Here is a 3,163-nt window from a genome sequence, read left to right as displayed (position 1 = left end):
ACTCTTTACCATGCTGTTCAAAAAACACTCACGAAAGATCAACACGCCCTAGTCAAAATTTTTGTATTCCGATCAAGTAAATAATCATAATCGCTATCTAAAGCAACACCCAGACACTTACCAAGTTCTAGATCACTTCGCTCAATTGCACTAATGATCGTTCCTTTACCATTGGCCTTATTACAGTTACCAAAAGCAACTACTTTGTATGGTACCCCTAAGCCTTTTAAACGCAGCTTCCAGAAGCTAACATCTTCAAAACCTTCGACATAAAACCACAGTGGCTCTTTTTTATTAAAGACTCTCTTAGCTTCAATAAACTTTGAAGTTAGAGGGAATGATACACCGTTAACCACAACAACCTGATTCATGACTAGATCGCTATTTCCTTACAGTTATTCATCCAGCCATTCATAACTAGGCCTGGCGAATGGGTTGCAATTACAAATTGATGTTCAGGAGCTATACTTGTAATGTCTTTGATAAGGTTCTCTTGCCAGTTAATGTGCAAAGCAACATCTGGTTCATCTAATAAGAACATCGATACTTTATCTTTATACAAAAAAACAGAAAAGAATAAATAAATAATTGTCTTCTCGCCTCTTGATAATAAGTGCCATGATATTGGCGTATCGTTAGCGCTATTCTTTAATGTTACTTTATTATCATCTTTATCTTTTACAATTGATTTTCCTGACTCACTAAAGTATATATTTAGTAGAGAATACAAATCAGCAATTGATTTTTTATCATTAATTACTTTTTTATACCTAGGGTCATTTCTATGACCATCAAAATCCCCTACCCCTTCAAAGTCATCAAGAATTTTCGAACGTTCAGAGTCTATTTGAGATTCGCGAATTTGCATTGCATCTCTTATATAAAAGAAGCGAGTATCAATTGATGTACTATATGTGGCCCAGAATTCTAAATTTGGATCAATATTACTATTATCCAAGTTATGCATTACTTTTCTATCTTCTTGAAATAAAAATGCGTTGGGTCTTTCTCGTAATGCCTTTCTCCCCTCTTCTATTTGTTCTTCCGTATAACTATCAGGAAAGTCAAAAGCATTAACAAAACCTTCCCCTTCAATATTACCCTTCGAAAATACTATATGGTTAAGAGCCTTGCCATCATCGTAAACCTCTTTAACTTCATCGATTAACTTCTGGTTATATAATACGGTATGAGGTCCATTATCTTTTCTGTACTTAATAATCGAACTTTCTATTTCTGTCTGTTTTTCTTGAGGTACCGGAGGAAGAGCCATCGATTGAAGCACAATATCGTTCTCTAACGTACACTCAGAAACCCACAACCTATTTTTTGATGTGGTTAAATATTCGGCTGATTTAAAGTTCAGTGAGTCATAGATGATATTAAGTATCGAACTTTTCCCAGAACCATTAATACCCGTTAAAATTGTCACATTCTTTGCAAAGCTTAACTCAACTGAGCTATCACTCCACAAATTCATGACTTTAAATTCTCTTAAAAACATACTCACCTTGCCTATCTAAGGCACCTACTGACGACTTTATCGCCTAAACACCCAACGAACTACTATAACGCCCAGTTAAGGTGTTAACACAACCGGAAAAACACCTTAATCCAACCACTGTTTCCAATGACTAACAATACCACGCAACCTACCAACACAAAAGATATCGGCTCAATATAATTGCAACCTTTAAACTAAAATCAGTGCTATTAGAAATAACTCCAACTCATCTATCAAATTCACTATCTTTTTAACCTTCCAGCAGCTAAACCACCACATTACGTAGTTATGTCAAACCTTACGAGCTATGCCTCAGCTTCTAATACTTTCGTCATTTGCTCTTCTTGCTCATACCTTCCCTGCAACGCCAAAGCGGCTACACTGCGCTTATCCACCAAGCGTTTAACCAACTTACCTGAAATAGACTAGTACTTCTTAAAGCGTGAGAAGGTAACCGGTAAGGTTTGGCAGAAGTAAGCAAAGCGGGTTTCTTGTGTCCAGCCTATACGGCCACCATCGCAGCATGGACAGGTTCTGCTTGCTCGGTTCTTGGCAATGTATTTACCGCTGCCATTACATTCAGGGCAAACTTGGCCGAACAGATGAGTTGCCTCTGTTACCACCAAGGCCTCTAGTGCTTTGTCTAGGTATCGGCCTCGCCATGTTTCCATTAGTGTGTTGGCTTCAATCAGGGTGACTTGGTATAGGTTTGTCTTGTAAGCACTCAACCAAGGCCAGCGATCCCCCACTACGCTGCGAGAATCCGTTACCGACATCGTGGAAATCACTTGAGTCCAGATCGATGATCGCTTGGTAACGCAATTTTATGTCTAAAACAGATATCAGCAAGTTTGATGAAGTAATTACTTTCCATCTATCTCTAACTGCTTAGGGCTCCACTTACCTTCATGAATCGCTGAATTCACGTCTCTTCTTGGTAACCAACCCATGGTTTCAAGTTCTGGCTTATCTTTGAAGTGGTCAACGTAACCAATGCACAGGTACGCCACAATATCGATGTTTTCTGGTATATCTAATGCGTCTCGCAGTGTTGAGTCATGCAGGATACTCACCCACCCTAAGCCTAGGTTTTCGGCTCTAGCTGCCAGCCATAGGTTTTGAACCGCACACACGGTGCTGTACAGATCCATCTCTTGTTTGATGGTTCTACCTAACACGACCTTTCCGGTTCGGTTGCGATCGCAAGTCACGCAGACACCGATCGGTGATTCGACGATGCCTTCCAACTTTAGACGCTTATACATTGCCTGCTTTTCATCGGTGAACATTTCCGCGGATTCCGCATGAGCCTGATTAAAACCGGCTTTGATTTGTTGCTTGGTTTCGATATCACGGACAACGACAAAATCCCAAGGCTGCATAAAGCCAACACTGGGAGCATGGTGCGCTGCGGTTAGCACACGCATCAAAACGTCTTCTGGGATCTCATCAGGAAGAAACTGACCACGAACATCTCGGCGAGAAAAAATCGTTTTATATACTGCATCGCGTTCATTCGGCGTAATTTCCATACATCCCTGTCTTATCGTCGTCTTATTGAGCCAGTATTATCCAACTAAAGTGTCTATGTTGCTAGGGCGTGCTGACCTTTCGTGGTTAAATTTTGTTCGAGATAAAAGCGTTTTAATCGCGGCGAGG

The 3,163-nt window shown here is 40.2% G+C and carries 4 protein-coding genes; all 4 read right to left on the bottom strand.

What is annotated here, in order from left to right; translation table 11 throughout:
* Positions 1–38 precede the first annotated feature (38 nt).
* Positions 39–371, bottom strand: coding sequence for a hypothetical protein (locus tag AB6C75_RS23185; RefSeq protein ID WP_372109449.1), 333 nt, complete (start codon positions 369–371; stop codon positions 39–41).
* Between the two features lie 2 nt (positions 372–373).
* Positions 374–1,504, bottom strand: a complete 1,131-nt coding sequence (locus AB6C75_RS23180) for an AAA family ATPase (RefSeq protein WP_372109447.1) — start codon at positions 1,502–1,504, stop codon at positions 374–376.
* 425 nt (positions 1,505–1,929) lie between these two features.
* Complete coding sequence (locus tag AB6C75_RS23175; RefSeq protein ID WP_372044533.1) at positions 1,930–2,280, bottom strand: hypothetical protein; 351 nt, start codon at positions 2,278–2,280, stop codon at positions 1,930–1,932.
* Between the two features lie 87 nt (positions 2,281–2,367).
* Complete coding sequence (bluB, locus tag AB6C75_RS23170) at positions 2,368–3,036, bottom strand: 5,6-dimethylbenzimidazole synthase (RefSeq protein WP_372109445.1); 669 nt, start codon at positions 3,034–3,036, stop codon at positions 2,368–2,370.
* Between the last annotated feature and the right edge of the window lie 127 nt (positions 3,037–3,163).

The sequence above is a fragment of the Vibrio sp. 10N.237.312.B06 genome, assembly GCF_041464685.1.
In the GTDB taxonomy this organism is placed as follows: Bacteria; Pseudomonadota; Gammaproteobacteria; order Enterobacterales; family Vibrionaceae; genus Vibrio; species Vibrio tasmaniensis_A.
This window is presented reverse-complemented; position numbering and strand designations above follow the sequence as displayed.